Raw genomic sequence first — 16,408 nt, forward strand, 5'->3', positions numbered from 1 at the left:
ACATGATCGACGAGGTGGGTGAGCTGCTGCGGGAAGCGGCGGCGCGGGCGGTGCTGCCCTGGTTCAACCAGCTGTCCGCCGAACACATCACCGAGAAGGCCCCGGGTGACCTGGTCACCGTCGCCGACCAGCAGGCCGAGGAGTTCATCGCGGCCGGGCTGCGGCGGCTGGCACCGGGGTCGGTGGTGGTCGGTGAGGAGGCGGTCGCCGTCGATTCGCGGCTGCTACGTCGGTTGCGCGACGCCGGCCGGGTCTGGCTGGTCGACCCGATCGACGGTACGGCGAACTACGCGGCCGGCCGTCGGCCGTTCGTGATGATGGTGGCCCTGCTAGCCGCCGGTGAGCCGGTGGCGAGCTGGATCCTTGACCCGGTGGGCGGGTCGCTGGTGGTGGCCGAGCATGGGTCCGGCTGCTGGGTGGACGGGGTGCGGCTGGCACCGCCGACGACCGCGCCCCCGGTGGACCGGCTGCGCGGGGCGGTGCCGTTGGAGTACCTGCCGGTGCCGGTGCGGGCAGCTGTGGAGGCCGGCGGTGAGCGGTTGGGTGCGGTGCTGCCCGGTCAGCACTGCGCCGGCCGGGAGCACTGGGACATCGCCGCCGGGGAGCAGGACTTCGCGATGTTCTGGCGGACCCTGCCGTGGGACCACGTGCCGGGCACGCTGCTGGTGCGGGAGACCGGCGGCGTCGCGATGCGGCTGGACGGCAGCCCGTACGACTTCACCGACGACCGGTCGGGGCTGCTGGTGGCCAGGACCGACGCGGCCTGGCAGGAGGTACGGGCGGCGCTGCTGCCGGCCGGGTGATCAGCCGCCGCCGGTCGGCTGCCAGTCGACGGCCAGGCTCTCCCGGGCACCGGCGCGCTCCAGGTGTTCGCCGACGAGGTACTCCACCCGGGCGAGCCCGATGTCGTCGTCGCTGTCGGCGTGCAGCGTGAGACTGTCGTTGGTGGCGTCGATCCGGCAGGTACCGAAGCCGAAGTCGATCAGCCCCTGGTCGGCGGTCCATTTGACCGGTACGGCGGTGGCGAAATGTTCGCACAGGTGGGTCAGGTGGCGTTGCGACCGTGGGGTCCGGACGTGAGCCTCGGAACGTGGCACCGAAATCCTCACTGGAGACTGTGAATAAGGTTAGGCTAGCTTAATTTATTGACCCCTGCGGCATCGCCGAGATGGCTGTGCGACACGCCAGGCGTCACGCCCGGTAATCGTGTTGATTTTGCGTGATTGGTTCATTGCTGCAGGTAATAGTTCAGGCCTGGCTGCGCGCCATCTGCATGATGTGGTAATGCGCTCGACTCGCCGACGTTCCAGTGGCAACGGTGAAATCCGGTAAGCTGTGCCCGGTTTACGGACCGCGACCTGACAATGTGATCCAGGAGGACGCGACTGTGGTCGGCACGACGGTATCCCGGCGGCGCTCCGGTGCGGCGGCGTCACTCGTTGCGCTGGTCACCGCGATCGCGCTGGTGATCGGCGCGCCGGTCGCCTCGGCTGCGCCCGACGCCCCGGACGAAGGCGACAACAAGAGCCTGCGCGAGGTCCTGGAAGCCGCTTCCAAGGGGCACATCGAGGCGAAAGCCAAGCTGGACAACTCCAAGAAGCGCCAGAAGGAGTTGACCACCCAGTACGACGCCGTACAGGAGCGGCTCGTCTCGCTCACCGACGAGGTCGGGCTGATGGCGGCCGAGTCCTACCGGGTGGGGCGGCTGACCTCGGTCACCATGCTGCTGAACAGCGCTTCCCCGGCCGACATGCTGGACCGCGCCGCCGGGCTGGAGGTCATGGCCCAGCGGGAGGGCCGCAACCTGCGAGCCCTCACCGAAGCTCACGAGCAGGCCGCCCGGGCCAAGGCCGCGATCGACAACGAGGTACGGGAGCAGGAAAAGCAGGTCGCCATCATGGCCCGCAAGAAGCAGGACGCCGAGCGCGCCCTGGCGGCCGTCGGCGGCCAGTCAAGCGGCGGATTCGTCAGCACCACCTCGGCCGCCGCAAAACCCGCGCCACGCAACTCCGACGGCTCCTGGCCCTCCGAATCCTGCAACGTCGACGACCCCACCACCTCCGGCTGCATTACCCCGCGCACCCTGCACGCCCTGAACCAGGCGAAGTCCGCCGGATTCACCCGGTACGTCTCCTGCTTCCGCAACGGCGGCAGCGGCGAGCACCCCAAGGGTCGGGCCTGCGACTTCTCCGCCGAAGCCGGCGGATTCCAGAACCGCGCCGCCACCGGGGGCAACCGCACGTACGGCAACAATCTCGCCGGGTACTACATCAACAACGCCGACCGGCTCGGTGTGCTCTACGTCATCTGGTACCGGCAGATCTGGATGCCCGGCACCGGCTGGCGGGCCTACAACGGCGGCGGCAGCCCGGCCGGCGACCACACCAACCACGTGCATCTGTCGATGCTCTGACCCAACCACGTGCATCTGTCGATGCTCTGACCCAACCACGTGCATCTGTCGATGCTCTGAACCACCATCCCTGCATCCCGCTCGACCGCCCGTCGGACGGCAGGCGGGATGCGTACCATCACAGCGATGGACTCGCCACCACCGGACACGCCGCTGCGGCCCGGCCTGGCCGCCGCGCTGGTCTTCGTCTCCAGCGGCGCTGTACTGGTGCTGGAGATCGTCGCGCTGCGGCTGGTCGGGCCGTACATCGGAGTGACCCTGCAGACCAACAGCGCGGTGATCGGTGTAGCGCTGGCCGCGATCGCCTACGGCACCTGGATCGGTGGCCGGATCGCAGACCGGCGCGACCCCCGCCCGCTGCTGCCGGCCGCGCTGGTCCTCGCCGGGATCACCACCGCGATCACCCTCCCACTGGTGCGGTACGCCGGTGAACTGCTGCGCGGCAGCGCCGTGGTGGGCATCCTGCTGCTCACCATGGTGGCCATCGTGCTGCCGGCCGCGCTGCTGTCGGCGGTCACCCCACTGGTGATCAAACTGCAGCTCGGCGACCTGAACCGCACCGGCGAGGTGGTCGGCAAGCTGTCCAGCATCGGTACGCTCGGCGCGATCACCGCCACCCTCGGCACCGGCTTCTTCCTGGTCGCCACGCTACCCAGCAGCGTGATCATGATGACGCTGGCGCTGCTGCTCGGCGGCAGCGGTATCGCCCTCGGGGTATACCTGCACCGCACCCGGCCACCCACCGACGCCACCGCCACCGCCACCGGCGGTGGCGCGGACGGCGGCGCAGCGCCCGGCGGCCGGACCGGCACCGCCACGCGGTCCGCCGTCGCCGTGATCGGGCTGCTCGCCGTCGGCCTCGCCGTTGCCGCACCCGACCCGTGCGATGTGGAGACCGAGTACCACTGCGCCACCGTGCAGGCCGATCCGGACCGCGGCTCCGGCCGGCTGCTGCTGCTCAACTCGGCCCGCCACTCGTACGTGGACCTCGACGACCCCACCCACCTGGAGTTCGCCTACACCAGGTGGATCGGTGCCGCCCTCGACGTGACCGCCCCACCCGGGGAACCGCTCGACGCGCTGCACCTCGGCGGCGGCGGCTTCACCATGCCCCGGTACCTCAGCGCCACCCGGCCGGGCACCCGCAACACCGTCTACGAGATCGACGGTGGACTGGTCGACCTGGGCGTGCGGGAGCTCGACGTGCAGCCGGGTCCCGACCTGGCCGTGGTGGTCGGCGACGCCCGGATCCTGGTCACCGACCTGCCCACGGACAGCGTCGACGTGGTCGTCGGGGACGCGTTCGGGCACCTGGTGGTGCCCTGGCACCTGGCCACCCGGGAGATGGCCGCCGAGATCCGCCGGGTGGTCCGACCAGGCGGCAGCTACCTGCAGAACGTGATCGACTACCCGCCGCTGCGGTTCATCCAGGCCGAGGTGGCCACCGTCGCGGCCGAGTTCCCCGAGGTGGCGCTGATCACCCGGCCGGGGGCGGCGACCCGGCTCAGCGGCAGCAACTTCGTCATCCTCGCCGCCGACCGGCCACTGCCGTTGGACGAGGTACGGGCCCGGTTGACCGCTTCGGTCGGTGCCGAGTTCGATCTGCTCGCCGGGGACGAGCTGACCGATTTCGTGGCCGGTGCGCAGCCGCTCACCGACGACTATGCCCCGGTCGACCAGCTGCTCGTCGCCCCCTGATGCGGTTCCGCAGGTGTAGCTCGGGCCAGATCGGGCAACTCGGGAGTCATGGGTGGGGTGGCGAACGACTGCGGGCAACTGCTCGGTGACCGGTACCGGCTGATCGAACGGCTCGGCACCGGCGGGACGTCGGTGGTCTGGCGTGGTTACGACGAGATCCTCGACCGGCAGGTCGCGATCAAGGTCCTCGCTCCGCAGTACGCCCCGGACCAGGTGTTCCGCCACCGGATCCGGGTGGAGGCGCAGGCCGCCGCCCGGCTGTGCCACCCGCACATCACCAACGTCTACGACTACGGCGAAGCCGTCCGGGACGCAGCCACCCTGCCGTACGTGGTGATGGAACTGGTGGACGGCGAGTCGCTGGCCGCCCGGCTGCGTCGGGAACACATTCTGTCCTGGCGGGACGCGGTGGTGGCCTGCGCCGAGGTCGCCTCGGCGCTGGCCGCCGCGCACGCCACCGGCGTCGTCCACCGCGATGTCACCCCGGCCAACGTCATGCTGACCAGCACGGGAGCAAAGGTCGTCGACTTCGGCATCTCCGCGTTGGCCGGCGAAAGCGACGTCGGCCCGGACGGCAACCTGCTCGGCACCCCGGCGTACCTGGCGCCGGAGCGCCTCAACGGCGGCCAGGTCTCACCGGCCACCGACGTGTACGCCGTCGGCCTGCTGCTCTACCGCTCACTCACCGGCCGGCTGCCCTGGCAGGCCGCGAGCGTCACCCAGATGCTGCGGGCACACCTGCACACCGTGCCCGACCCGATGCCACCGGTCGCCGGACTGCCGGCGGAGGTGGTCGACCTCACCCTGCGGTGCCTGGCCAAGTGCCCGGCGGACCGGCCGACCAGCGAGGAGGTGGCGAAGACGCTGGCCGCCGCCGTCGGGGTCGCCGCCGGGCTGTCGCCGTCGATGGTCGCGCCGCTGCCGAACCGGCCGGGCTCCGACACCGACACTGCCGCCGACGACGGCCCGCCCCCGGTCGGCGTCGATGTCACCTGCGGGCTCGAGGTCACCGGGCTGGATCTGCCGGTCCCGACCGGCATCGGCCGGCGTCGCCGGCTGCGGACCTCATGGGTGCAGCGCCGCGCGGAAGCCGTGGTGATCGGGGTCGGCCTGATGATGCTCAGCGCCCTGGTCTGGGCCGGAGCCGGTGCCACACCCGCCACCGACCGGTTCCGCGAGGCGGTGGCCGCGCCGCCGGACTTCGGGCTCGCCGCCCAGTCCTCGGCGCCCTGCCGGGTCGAATACACGGTGCGCGGCGACTCCGGACGGGAGTTTGTCGCTGCGGCCACCGTCACCAACACCGGTTCCGCCGAGCTGACCGACTGGTCTCTGCGCTTCGCCTTCCCCGGCACCCAACGGCTCACCGCGGTGCGGGGCGGGCAGTGGGAACAGCAGGGCGGCGACGTACGGCTGCGGCCTGCGGCCGACGCCACCACCCTGGCCCCGGGGGCGACCGCACAGCTCCAGCTGGCGGGTGACTACGACGGGGTCAACACGCTGCCGCTGGAGTTCCACCTCGACGAGCTGATCTGCGACGTGTCCGTCGCGGCGGTCGCCGGACAGGCGGCGGGCGCGACGACCGAACTGTTGGAAACGGCGACCGGTCAGCCTGCCACCGACACGTCCCCGGTCCGGTAGCACCCCGTCGGCGGTACGGCTCCGGTGCGGGTACGGGTCAGGTGGCGGCGGCGAACCGCTGAACCTGTTCGGTGGTGCCGGAGACGATCAGCAGGGCGCCGTCACGAAGTTCGGTCTCCCGGTCGGCGTAGGTGAACCGTTCCCCCGGCATCTTCACCCCGATCACGGTCACTCCGTACCGCGACCGGATGTCGGTCTCACCGAGCCGCCGGCCCGCCGTACCACTCGGCAGCCGGGTCTCGGCGATCGAGAAGCCGTCGTCGAACTCGATGAAATCGAGCATCTTGCTGGTGATCAGGTGCGCCACCCGGTCGCCCATCGCGGCCTCCGGGTAGATGACGTGCCGGGCGCCGACGGAACGCAGGATCTTGCCGTGCTTGCCGGAGACCGCCTTGGCCCAGACCTCGGTGACGCCGATCTCGGCGAGGCTGAGCACGGTCAACACGCTGGCCTCGACATCCGAGCCGATGCCGACCACCACCCGCTGGAAGTCCCGCAGACCCAGCTGACGCAGCGCCTCGGTGTCGGTCGAGTCGGCCTGCACCACGTAGGTGAGCCGGTCTGCCCACCGCTGGACCACCGCCGGATTGGAATCGACGCCGAGCACGTCGAAACCCATCCGCAGCATCGAGTCGGCGACCTGGCCGCCGAACCGGCCGAGCCCGATGATGACCACGGTCCGGGTGGACCTGGTGCCGGTACGGTCAGCCAACGATGGGTCGCTCCTCCGGGTAGTGGAACCGTCGCCGCCGGGTGTTCAACGCGATCGCCGAGCCCAACGTGACGCTGCCGATCCGGCCGACGAACATCAGCACGACGAGCAGCACCTGAGCAGGGTCGGGCAGGTCGCCGGTGATCCCGGTGGACAGCCCGGTCGTGCCGAACGCCGACGTCACCTCGTACAGCGCCTGTTCACCGCCGATGTCGTCGGTCAGGCTGATCAGGGCCAGGGTGCCGGCCCCGACCAACGCCACGCCGATCAGCGCGACGGTCAGCGCCTGACGCTGGCTGGCCGCCGCGATCCGGCGTCGGCCGATCACCACGTCGTGCTCGCCGCGCAGCTCCGACCAGATGACGAAGGCGAGCAGGAAGAAGGTGGTCACCTTGATCCCGCCGGCGGTGCTGGCGCTGCCACCGCCGATGAACATCATTCCGATGGAGGCCGCCGTCGTCTCCGGGTTGAGCTCTCCCAGGTCGACCGTGTTGAACCCGCCGGACCGGGTCATCACGTCCTGGAACAGCGCGGCCAACAGCTTCTCCGGCAGGTCGAGCGGGCCCAGGGTACGCGGGTTGGCCCACTCGAAGGTGAGCATGCTGACGAAGCCGATGCCGATCAGCGCCAACGTGCCCCACACGGTCAGCCGGGTGTGCACCGACCAGCGCCGCGGCCGGCTGCGCTCGCGGGCCAGCTCGAACAGGGCCGGGAAGCCGAGCCCGCCGACCACCACGCCGACGATCAGCGGCAGGCAGATCCACCAGTCGCCGACGAACTGGACCAGCCCGTCGGAGTAGAGGGCGAAGCCGCCGTTGTTGAACGCCTGGACGGCGTGGAACAGCCCGTACCACAGGGCCCGGGGCGGCGGGTAGTCGTAGTGCAGCCACAGCCGGGCGGCCAGGACGAGGGCGATCGCTGTTTCGGCGCCGAGCATCGTCGCCGCGATCCGCAGCAGCACCCGCCGGATGTCGGACAGCGCGAGGCTGTTGGTCTCGGCCTGCGCCGTGAGTCGGCTGCGCAGCCCCAGCCGGCGGGACACCAGCAGGCCGAGCAGGGTGGCCAGCGACATGATCCCGAAGCCGCCGAGCTGGGTGAGCAGGGTGATCAGCACCAGGCCGAGCGGTGACCAGTAGGCCGGGGTGTCGGTGACGGCCAGCCCGGTCACGCAGACCGCCGAGGTGGCGGTGAACAGGGCTGTGACGAAGGGCGCCGCGTCGGGTCCCTGGCGGCTGGCCGGCACCATCATCAGTACGGTGCCCACGGCGATCGCCCCGAGGAACGCGATCGGCACGATCCGGGCGGGGTTTCGCAGCGGCCGGCGCATCAAAGATGTCATACCACTGCAAAAGCCGAAAATATCAGAGATTGATCGGCATTCATGTAGTGGTCAGCCGGTCACCGACCGCCCGTCGCCCACCGGTCTCCCGCCCGTCGCCCGGGGCGTCTTCACTGACGCCGACGACGCCCTGCGACACCCCTGTGAGGAGATGACGTTGTCGCGTACTCTGCCGATCATGCTGCTTGCCGGCACCCTGCTGGCCACCATGGCGATCCCGTCCGCCGCCACCGCGACCGACCCGGCGGCCCGCGGCAAGCCGCCGCAGGCCGAGCCGAAACCACTGGTCATCGCACACCGCGGGGCCAGCGGCTACCGGCCGGAACACACCCTGGAGGCGTACCGGCTGGCGATCCGTCAAGGCGCCGACTACATCGAACCCGACCTGGTGTCGACCGCCGACGGGGTGCTGGTCGCCCGGCACGAGAACGAGATCTCGGGCACCACCGACGTCGCCGACCGCGCCGAGTTCGCCGATCGGCGGGCAACCAAGACCATCGACGGGCGCTCCGTCACCGGGTGGTTCACCGAGGACTTCACCCTGGCCGAGCTGCGTACCCTGCGGGCCGTGGAGCGACTGCCGCAGGTCCGGCCGACCAACACGGCGTTCGACGGTGAGTTCACGGTGCCGACCCTGCAGGAGGTCATCGACCTGGCCCGGTCGGAGGGCCGGCGACTGGGCCGGACCATCGGCATCTACCCGGAGACCAAGCACCCCACCTACTTCCAGTCGATCGGGCTGCCGCTGGAGGAGCCACTGGTCGACACTCTGCGACGCAACAAGCTGACCCGGCGTACCGATGCGGTGTTCATCCAGTCCTTCGAGACCGCCAACCTGCGCAAGCTGAGCCGGATGACCAACGTGCGGCTGGTGCAGTTGCTCGGCGGCAGCGGCCGGCCGTACGACTTCGTCGTGGCCGGTGACCCGCGCGGCTACGCCGACCTGGCCACCCCGGACGGGCTCGCCTGGATCAGCCGGTACGCCGACGCCATCGGGCCCACCAAGGACCTGATCGTGCCGCGCGACGCCGACGGCGCGCTGCTGGCCCCGACCTCGCTGATCCGCGACGCCCACCGGGCCCGGCTGGCGGTGCACGCCTGGACGTTCCGGGCGGAGAACCAGTTCCTGCCGGCCGACCACCGCATCGGTGCCGACCCGGCTGCCCGGGGCGACATCACCGCAGAGTACGAACTGTTCTACGGACTCGGGCTGGACGGACTGTTCGCCGACCATCCGGACACCGCCGTGGCGGTCCGCGTCGCCACCCGCTGAACGGTCCTTGCTACGGTCCACGACATGACCGTGGACCGGGCCGAGTTGCGCGACCGCGCCGAGCAGACGCTGCACAGGCTGGCCGGGCCGGGCGCGACGTTGCGCGACGACCAGTGGCGGGCCATCGAGGCGCTGGTCGTCGACCGGCGGCGGGTGCTCTGCGTACAGCGCACCGGGTGGGGCAAGTCGGCGGTCTACTTCATCGCCACCGCGTTGCTGCGCGCCGGCACCGGTTCGTCCGGCACCGACCCGGCCACCCCGACCGGGTCGGTGCCGACCGCACCGGCCGGGCCGACGGTGATCGTCTCGCCGCTGCTGGCGTTGATGCGCAACCAGGTCGCCGCCGCCGAACGGGCCGGGATCCAGGCCCGCACGATCAACTCCGCCAACCTCGACGAGTGGGACACCGTCAGCGCGGAGATCCGGGCCGGCGCCGTCGACGTACTGCTGATCAGTCCGGAGCGGCTGAACAACCCGGACTTTCGGGACAACGTGCTGCCCAGCCTGGCCGCTACCACCGGCCTGCTGGTCATCGACGAGGCGCACTGCGTGTCGGACTGGGGGCACGACTTCCGCCCCGACTACCGGCGGATCCGGACCTTCCTGCGCGAGCTGCGCCCCGGCACGCCGGTGCTGGCCACCACCGCGACCGCCAACACCCGGGTCACCGACGACGTCGCCGAACAGCTCGGCGACACCGCAGACAGCCGGTCCGACGACGACCACGCCGCCTCCGACGGCAGGCTCGGCGACACGCTGGTGCTGCGCGGTCCGCTGGACCGCCGGTCGCTGCGGCTGGCCGTGCTCGACCTGCCCGGCACCGCGCACCGGCTCGGCTGGCTCGCCGACCACCTGGAAACGCTGCCCGGCTCCGGCATCGTCTACACGCTCACCGTCGCGGCCGCCGCCGAGACCGCCGAGTTCCTGCGCTCCCGGGGCTACGCCGTCGCCGCGTACAGCGGCCAGTCCGACGACGCGCAACGCCGCGCCGCCGAACAGGACCTGCTGGACAACAAGATCAAAGCCCTGGTGGCGACGTCCGCGCTCGGCATGGGTTTCGACAAGCCGGACCTCGGTTTCGTGGTGCACCTCGGCGCGCCGCCGTCGCCGATCGCCTACTACCAGCAGGTGGGTCGGGCCGGCCGGGCCCTGGACGGTGACCGGTACGCCGACGTGGTGCTGCTGCCCGGCCCCGAGGATCAGGCGATCTGGCGGTACTTCGCGTCACTGGCCTTCCCCCGCGAGGAACAGGTGCGCTCGGTGCTCGCCGCCCTCGAAAACGCCGGTCGTCCGCTGTCCACCCAGGCCCTGGAGCCGATCGTCGATCTGCGGCGCACCCGGCTCGAACTGATGCTCAAGGTGCTAGACGTGGACGGCGCGGTGCGCCGGGTGCGCGGCGGCTGGGTCGCCACCGGCGAGCCGTGGCACTACGACGCCGCCCGGCTGCACCGGGTGGCCCAGGCCCGCACCGCCGAACAGCAGATCATGCAGGAGTACGCGGTACCGGCCGACACCGCCCCGCCGGCCGGCCGACCCGGCTGCCGGATGGAGTTTCTCCGCCACTGCCTGGACGACCCGCAGGCCCAGCCGTGCGGGCGCTGCGACCGCTGCGCCGGCGGGTGGCTGCCGTCCGAGGTGAGCCCGGACGCGCTGCGCGCCGCCGAGACCTTCCTCGGCCGGGCCGGAGTGGAGATCCCCCCGAAGAAGCTCTGGCCGACCGGGCTGGAGGCGGTCGGCGTACCGCTGCGCGGCAAGATCGGCCCCGACGAGCAGGCACTGCCCGGCCGGGCCGTCGGGCGGCTGTCCGACCTGGGGTGGGGTAGCCGGCTGCGGGACCTGCTCGCCGCCGGCCGGCCGGACACCGTGCTGCCGGCCGACGTCGCCGGTGCGGTGATCGACGTGCTCCGCGAGTGGGCGCGCGGCACCCAACCGTGGCCGGCCCGACCGGTCGGGGTGGTGGCGGTCGCCTCCCGGACCCACCCGGAGCTGGTGGCCAGCACCGCCCGACGGATCGCCGAGGTCGGTCGGCTGCCGCTGCTCGGCTCGGTCGAGCCGGCCTGGGCCGAGCCGCCGTCGGCTCAGGGCCGGGGCAACAGCGCGCAACGGGTCCGTACCGTCCACGACGCGTTCGCCGCGCCGCCGGAGCTGGCTGCGGCGCTGTCCGGGCTGACCGGCCCGGTGCTGCTGGTCGACGACCTGGTCGACACCGGCTGGACGTTGACCGCCGTGGCCCGGCTGCTGCGGCGCTCCGGCGCCCCGGCGGTGCTGCCGTTCGCCCTCGCCACCACGAACTGACCCGGTCCGAGCGGGACGGGGTCGCCCGGCCCGGTCAGCCTGATCCGAGTCAGCCCGGCCGGCCGTAGCCCTTGATCGGCATCCGGTCGATCTTGTCGACGCGGACCACTTCACCGTGCCGCGGCGCGTGGATCATCTGGGCGGCCCCGATGTAGATCCCGACGTGCTGCACGTTGCTGTAGAAGAAGACCAGGTCACCGGGGCGGAGCTGGGCGCGGCCGATGCGGGTGACGGTGCCGAACTGCCGGCGGGCGTTGTGTGGCAGCTGCACCCCGGCCGTCGCCCAGGCCGCCGAGGTCAGCCCGGAGCAGTCGTACGAGTGCGGCCCGGCCGACCCCCACCGGTACGGCTTGCCGAGCTGGGCGTGGGCGAAGGCGACGACGCTGGCCGCGCTGCCGGTCGCCGCCTCGGGCAGTGGGTCGGCCGGGCTGCGGTCGGCGGTGGCGGCGCCGGACCGGCTCAGCAGCGCCTGCTGGCGGTCCCGCAGCTCGGTCAGCGCCCGGATGTCCGACTCGATCTGCCGCTGCGTCGCGGACAGCTGCTCCTGCTGCAGCAACTGCTGCTCGATCAGCGCGTTCGCCGTCCGGCGCGCCGCTTCGCTGCGGTCGCGGGTGTCGCGCAGCTCGGCGATCGTCCGCTCGTTGTCGCGGTTGATCACGTCGGCGATGAGCAGCTGGTCGACGAAGTGTTCCGCCGACGCGGTGGACAGCAGGGTGGCGACGGGTCGGGCACCGTTCACCCGGTAGTTGCTGGCCGCGAGTTGACCGACCTGGTCGTGTCGGAACGCGAGCTGCCGGTCCAGTTCGGTGATCGTTTCGCTGAGTCCACCAGCGCGTTCCTGGTTGTGGCGCAGATCCAGCCGGATCTCGTTGTACTGCTCGACCACCGTCTCCAACTGGTGGGCCGCCTGGTCGATCCGCCGGTCCAACTCGGCGATCGAGGCCTGCGCCTGGGCCGGAGCCGGCAGCAACGTGGCGGTTACAGCGGTGACGAGGGCGGCTGCCCTACTTGCCAAGCTATTAACGGTCACGGATGGTACAACGACGGTGCGTTGCGGAAGCCACGGCTGACGACACAGCCGACAACCAGTCGACGACCAGTCGACGACCCGGCCGAGGCGTTGCCGGCCAGCAGCGACTACCGTCGGCGAGGTGGGAGAAACAGTGACCGGTGCCGGCGATCCGACGGGCCCGACAGACCCGGTGGGGCAGGGGACGTCCACCGTGCGGCTGGCGACCGGGGTCGCCGCCGTCGTGCTCGCGATGCTCGCCGGGTTCGCCCTGGGTCGGGCGGTGACCGCCCCGACCAGCATCGGCACCCAGTACGCGGCCGGCGCCGCCGACCACACCCACCCGCCCGGGACCACACCGCATGTGCACGACGGCACCGACGGCACCGACGGCGGTGACCAGGTGTCCGGCCTGTCGGTCAGCGTCGGCGGCTACACCCTGGTGCCGGTGCGGCGGCAGCTGCCGGTCGGCGAGCAGGTCGACCTGCGCTTCCAGATCGTCGACGCCGATCAGCGGCCGGTCACCGCCTTCGACGTGGTGCACGACAAGCCGATGCACCTGATCATCGCCCGCCGGGATCTGACCGGGTACCAGCATCTGCACCCGACGATGGCACCGGACGGCACCTGGAGCGTCCCGGTCCGGCTGGCCGCCGCCGGCATCTGGCGGCTCTACACCGACTTCACCCTGCGCGACTCCGACGGTACGCCGGTCGCGTTGACGCTCGGCGTCGACCTCGTGGTGGCCGGCGAGTACCTGCCGACCGACCTGCCGGCCGCCGCCGACACCACCGAGGTGGACGACTTCACCGTACGGATGCGCGGGGTCGCACAGCGCGGGGTGGTGACGCCGCTGCTGTTCGAGGTGGGCCAGGCCGGCCAGTCTCCGACGCTGGAGCCCTACCTCGGCGCGTACGGGCATCTGGTCGCGCTGCGCGACGGCGACCTCGGCTATCTGCACGTGCATCCGGAGGCCGAGCTGGTCGACGGCGCGGTGAAGTTCTGGCTGACCGCCCCGAGCCCCGGTGACTACCGGATGTTCCTGGACTTCCAGGTGGCCGGCGAGGTGCACACCGCCGAGTTCACCGTCACGGTCGACTGACCACGGTCGCCCCGGCGGCGTCCGACACAGCGGACCCGGCGGTGTCCGGCGGCGCCGGCAGCAGGGTCTGCAGCCGGGGGGTCACCGCCCACTGGTCGACCAGCGCCCGGTAGGCCCGGTGCTGCTCGCGTCGGTCCGGTACGCCGCCACGCCGGGCCCGCAGCAGCAGGTTGCGCGGCGTGTGCTGGGAGTCGATGAACTCGACCACGTCCACCCGGTAGCCGTACGCCCGCAGCAGGGTCGCCCGCAGCGTGTCGGTGAGCACGTCGGCGAACCGTTCCCGCAGGATGCCGGCGGAGACCAGCGGCCCGTACGGCTGCGGTGCCGGCTGCCGGCGCAGCTGGGCGGCGATGTCGTGGTGGCAGCAGGGCGCGGCCAGCACCCACCGGGCCTGCCAGTCGACGGCCCGGGCCAGCGCCTCGTCGGTGGCGGTGTCGCAGGCGTGCAACGCCAGCACCAGGTCCGGCGCCGGCTCGACCGGTGCCTGCCGGATGGTGCCGGCGACGAACCGGACCTGCCCGGCGCAGCCGAGCTGGTCGGCCAGCGCGGTGTTGCGCCGCCGCTGGTCCTCGCGGACGTCGACGCCGGTCACCACCGGCTGCCCGCCGCGGGAGACCAGGTAGCGGTAGGCGGCGAAGGTCAGATAGGCGTTGCCGCAGCCCAGGTCGACGACGTGCAGCGGCCCGGCGGGTAGCGGGTCGGGCAGGGTGGCGGCGAGCGCCCGCAGGAACGCGTCGACCTGGCGGCGTTTCGCGGCGTTGGCACCGATCGCGGCGAACAGCGGGTCGTCCGGATCCAGCAGGTACCGCTTGGCCCGGTCGTGGTCGCCGGGGCCGGTGTCGGTCCGGTCGGCGGTCGACCGGTGCACCTGCGCGGTGCCCTTCTTGGTCACCCGCAGCTGCAGGGTGCTGGTGCTGGTCTCGACGTGCCAGTTGCCGAACGGCTCGGCGAGCAGCTGGTCGACTGCGGCTTCGGCGGGGGCACCCGGCGGCAGGTTACGGGTCACCGGACGGGTGCCGTCGTTGGTGACGATCTGCAGGTGGGTACCGGCCCGCAGGGCGACCGGCCGGAGTTCGGCCCGAACGACCGACGGGGCGGCGTTGCGCCGACGCCCGGCGGCGACCGCCCGGGTGAGCTGCGGGCTGAGCAGCAGCGCCCGGACGTCGTCGAGGGCGTCGGCGAGGGATCGAGTCAGTTTTCGCCGCCGCTGCCCTGCTCGGCCCGGCCGGCTCCGCCGACTTGCTCGGCCCGGCCGGCTCCGCCGGAGCCACCCCGGCGGCGTCGGCGGCGGCGCGTCGAACCGCCCGAGCCGCCGTCCGACGTGGCGGCGGCCGCGATCTCCGTACCGTCGGTGGACGCAGCTCCGGAGTCGGTGCCGGCACCGCCGTTGACGACCTGACCGCCGCGCCGTCGACGACGCGGCCGGCGGCTGGCCGGGGGACCGTCCTCACCGGCGGTCGTCGCGGTGGCGGTGGACCGGTCGGCGTCGTCCGGCGCGGCGGAGCGACGGGACCTCGACGACCGCCGGCCCCGGCTGTCACCGCGCGCTCCGCGCTCGGCGCGGCCGTCGCCGTCACCGCGCCGCCGCCGGCCGGCGCTGCGGCCGCCGAGGTCCTCCTCGACCTCGGCGGACAGCCCGGCGCGGGTACGGTCGGCGCTGGGCAGCGTGCCGGAGACGTCGCGGGAGATGTCCAGGTCTGCGTAGAGGTGCTCAGAGGTGTGGTACGTCTCCGGCGGCTCGGGCATCTCCAGCCCGAGGGTCTTGTCGATGATCCGCCACCGGGTGATGTCCTCCCAGTCGACGAAGGTCACCGCCACCCCGGTCGCGCCGGCCCGGCCGGTGCGACCGATCCGGTGGGTGTAGGTGTCCTGGTCCTCCGGGCAGTCGTAGTTGATCACGTGGGTGACGCCGGAGACGTCCAGACCGCGGGCGGCGACGTCGGTGGCCACCAGGATGTCGATCTTTCCGGTACGGAAGGCGCGCAGCGCCCGTTCCCGGGCGCCCTGGCCGAGGTCGCCGTGCACGGCGGCCACCGCGAAGCCACGGAAGTCCAGGTCCTCGGCGACCCGGTCGGCCGCCCGCTTGGTACGGGTGAAGATCATCGTCAGCCCGCGCTCCTCGGCCTGCAGGATCCGGGCGACGATCTCGATCTTGTTCATCGGGTGGGTGCGGTAGACCACCTGGCGGGTCAGCGGAGGGACGCCCGCCTCGGTGGTGTGCCCGGCGTGGATGGTCACCGGGTGGCGCAGGAACCGCCGGGACAGGGCCACGATCGGGTCGGGCATGGTGGCGGAGAACAGCATCGTCTGCCGGTCCTCCGGCAGCATCGCCAGGATCCGCTCGACGTCGTCGAGGAAGCCCAGATCGAGCATCCGGTCGGCCTCGTCCAGCACCAGCGCCCGGATCCGGTCCAGCCGCAGCTTCTTCTGCTTGGCCAGGTCCATCAACCGACCCGGCGTACCGACCAGGATCTCCACGCCGGAACGCAGCGTCTCGATCTGCGGCTCGTACGCGACGCCACCGTAGATCGGCAGCACCCGCACGCCGCGGGTGCTGCCGGCGGCGGCCAGGTCCTTGGCGACCTGCAGGCCGAGCTCGCGGGTCGGGACGACGACCAGCGCCTGCGGTACGCCGTCACCGCCCTCGGTCGGGGCGAGCACCCGGTCGATGAGCGGTACGCCGAAGCCGAGCGTCTTGCCGGTCCCGGTCGGTGCCTGGCCGATCAGGTCGCTGCCGCGCAGCGCGATCGGCAGGGCGTACTCCTGGATGGCGAAGGCGTGGACGATGCCGACCTGGGCGAGCGCGGTCACCGTCTCCGGGCGGGCACCCAGGTCGGCGAAGGTGGGGCTGTCGGGCCGTGCCGGTGGGCGTTTCGCCGGCTCGTCGCCGGCGTTGTGGTCGAAAATGTCAGTCATCAGGTGTCGGGGG

The 16,408-nt window shown here is 72.1% G+C and carries 13 protein-coding genes; 7 read left to right on the forward strand and 6 right to left on the reverse strand.

From position 1 onward, the window contains the following. Positions 1–2: 2 nt before the first annotated feature. Positions 3–803 (forward strand): inositol monophosphatase family protein, encoded by an 801-nt coding sequence (locus tag O7543_RS22925; RefSeq protein ID WP_281551949.1) that lies wholly within the window; start codon positions 3–5, stop codon positions 801–803. Here O7543_RS22925 and O7543_RS22930 read toward each other — a convergent pair whose 3' ends face one another. After that, positions 804–1,097, reverse strand: a complete 294-nt coding sequence (locus O7543_RS22930) for a DUF2218 domain-containing protein (protein ID WP_281551948.1) — start codon at positions 1,095–1,097, stop codon at positions 804–806. It abuts the gene before it with no gap. Between the two features lie 290 nt (positions 1,098–1,387). Between O7543_RS22930 and O7543_RS22935 the strand changes: the two genes are divergently transcribed. The 3 genes from O7543_RS22935 (at position 1,388) to O7543_RS22945 (ending at position 5,749) form a co-directional block, all read left to right on the forward strand. Continuing rightward, on the forward strand, positions 1,388–2,413 hold the full coding sequence (locus tag O7543_RS22935) for a hypothetical protein (RefSeq protein ID WP_281551947.1): 1,026 nt from the start codon (positions 1,388–1,390) through the stop codon (positions 2,411–2,413). Positions 2,414–2,539: 126 nt separating this feature from the next. Further along, positions 2,540–4,111: a fused MFS/spermidine synthase gene (locus O7543_RS22940; RefSeq protein ID WP_281551946.1), complete on the forward strand. Its 1,572-nt coding sequence runs from the start codon at positions 2,540–2,542 to the stop codon at positions 4,109–4,111. Between the two features lie 48 nt (positions 4,112–4,159). Further along, positions 4,160–5,749: a serine/threonine-protein kinase gene (locus O7543_RS22945; RefSeq protein ID WP_281567210.1), complete on the forward strand. Its 1,590-nt coding sequence runs from the start codon at positions 4,160–4,162 to the stop codon at positions 5,747–5,749. Positions 5,750–5,786: 37 nt separating this feature from the next. Here O7543_RS22945 and O7543_RS22950 read toward each other — a convergent pair whose 3' ends face one another. Both O7543_RS22950 and O7543_RS22955 read right to left on the reverse strand, forming a co-directional pair. Continuing rightward, positions 5,787–6,461: a TrkA family potassium uptake protein gene (locus O7543_RS22950; protein WP_281551944.1), complete on the reverse strand. Its 675-nt coding sequence runs from the start codon at positions 6,459–6,461 to the stop codon at positions 5,787–5,789. Then, positions 6,454–7,788 (reverse strand): potassium transporter TrkG, encoded by a 1,335-nt coding sequence (locus O7543_RS22955; RefSeq protein WP_281567211.1) that lies wholly within the window; start codon positions 7,786–7,788, stop codon positions 6,454–6,456. The genes O7543_RS22950 and O7543_RS22955 overlap by 8 nt, the downstream gene beginning before the upstream one ends. A 169-nt stretch (positions 7,789–7,957) precedes the next feature. Between O7543_RS22955 and O7543_RS22960 the strand changes: the two genes are divergently transcribed. Beyond that, on the forward strand, positions 7,958–9,073 hold the full coding sequence (locus O7543_RS22960) for a glycerophosphodiester phosphodiesterase (RefSeq protein WP_281551942.1): 1,116 nt from the start codon (positions 7,958–7,960) through the stop codon (positions 9,071–9,073). Positions 9,074–9,097: 24 nt separating this feature from the next. Beyond that, on the forward strand, positions 9,098–11,368 hold the full coding sequence (locus O7543_RS22965) for a DEAD/DEAH box helicase (protein WP_281551941.1): 2,271 nt from the start codon (positions 9,098–9,100) through the stop codon (positions 11,366–11,368). A 49-nt stretch (positions 11,369–11,417) separates the two neighbouring features. Here the strand turns inward: O7543_RS22965 and O7543_RS22970 are convergent, their stop codons facing one another. Continuing rightward, entirely contained in the window at positions 11,418–12,383 is a 966-nt protein-coding gene (locus O7543_RS22970) for an NlpC/P60 family protein (protein ID WP_281551940.1), read from the reverse strand. 136 nt (positions 12,384–12,519) lie between these two features. Between O7543_RS22970 and O7543_RS22975 the strand changes: the two genes are divergently transcribed. Next, entirely contained in the window at positions 12,520–13,479 is a 960-nt protein-coding gene (locus tag O7543_RS22975; RefSeq protein WP_281567212.1) for a hypothetical protein, read from the forward strand. Here O7543_RS22975 and O7543_RS22980 read toward each other — a convergent pair. Beyond that, complete coding sequence (locus tag O7543_RS22980) at positions 13,466–14,674, reverse strand: SAM-dependent methyltransferase (protein ID WP_281555735.1); 1,209 nt, start codon at positions 14,672–14,674, stop codon at positions 13,466–13,468. The two genes, O7543_RS22975 and O7543_RS22980, sit on opposite strands and share 14 nt — an antisense overlap. Further along, positions 14,671–16,395, reverse strand: a complete 1,725-nt coding sequence (locus tag O7543_RS22985) for a DEAD/DEAH box helicase (protein WP_281551938.1) — start codon at positions 16,393–16,395, stop codon at positions 14,671–14,673. Before O7543_RS22985 ends, O7543_RS22980 begins: the two co-directional genes overlap by 4 nt. Positions 16,396–16,408 lie beyond the last annotated feature (13 nt).

The sequence above is a fragment of the Solwaraspora sp. WMMA2080 genome (assembly GCF_027497395.1).
Taxonomy (GTDB): Bacteria; Actinomycetota; Actinomycetes; order Mycobacteriales; family Micromonosporaceae; genus Micromonospora_E.

What these genes read in the sequence shown, in the direction of transcription:
- O7543_RS22925 (WP_281551949.1), top strand. Translation starts at nt 3, where the DNA reads ATGATCGACGAGGTGGGTGAGCTGCTGCGGGAAGCGGCGGCGCGGGCG.
- O7543_RS22940 (WP_281551946.1), top strand. Translation starts at nt 2,540, where the DNA reads ATGGACTCGCCACCACCGGACACGCCGCTGCGGCCCGGCCTGGCCGCC.
- O7543_RS22945 (WP_281567210.1), top strand. Translation starts at nt 4,160, where the DNA reads ATGGGTGGGGTGGCGAACGACTGCGGGCAACTGCTCGGTGACCGGTAC.
- O7543_RS22955 (WP_281567211.1), bottom strand. Translation starts at nt 7,788, where the DNA reads ATGCGCCGGCCGCTGCGAAACCCCGCCCGGATCGTGCCGATCGCGTTC.
- O7543_RS22965 (WP_281551941.1), top strand. Translation starts at nt 9,098, where the DNA reads ATGACCGTGGACCGGGCCGAGTTGCGCGACCGCGCCGAGCAGACGCTG.
- O7543_RS22985 (WP_281551938.1), bottom strand. Translation starts at nt 16,395, where the DNA reads ATGACTGACATTTTCGACCACAACGCCGGCGACGAGCCGGCGAAACGC.